The organism is Colwellia sp. NW0002-52-1, from assembly GCF_057550865.1.
Map to the genome: position 1 here is coordinate 1 of NZ_BAAJLU010000061.1, position 452 is coordinate 452.

Genomic DNA, 452 nt, shown 5'->3' on the forward strand with positions numbered 1-452 from the left:
CGAAAAGCATTCTTATGTGGTGTTGATAAATCGACCGGCATGAATTATGAGCACAGGCGCGATTGGATAGAAAAAAGAATTTTCGAATTATCTCAGGTGTTTGCCATCGATATTTGTGCTTATGCTGTTATGCATAATCACTTGCATCTCGTGCTGCATGTTGAGACAGCGCAAGTCGATAACTGGTCGACATTAGAGGTACTTACGCGCTGGCATCAATTGTACAAAGGTACTCATCTGACCAGAAAATATCAGCAGCAACAACACCTTAATGAATACGAAAGAGAGATGGTGGAAGATACTACAAATATTTATAAACAACGTTTAATGGATATTAGTTGGTTTATGCGCTCTCTGAATGAGCCTATTGCTCGACAAGCAAATAAAGAGGATGAATGTAAAGGGCATTTTTGGGAAGGGCGCTTTCAATCACAAGCGCTGCTTGATGAAGC

Annotated in this window: 1 pseudogene; it reads left to right on the forward strand. The window is 40.5% G+C overall.

The features are described from left to right. Nucleotides 1-452 (forward strand): annotated as a pseudogene (locus AC27H3_RS18095) (transposase); the annotation flags it as partial.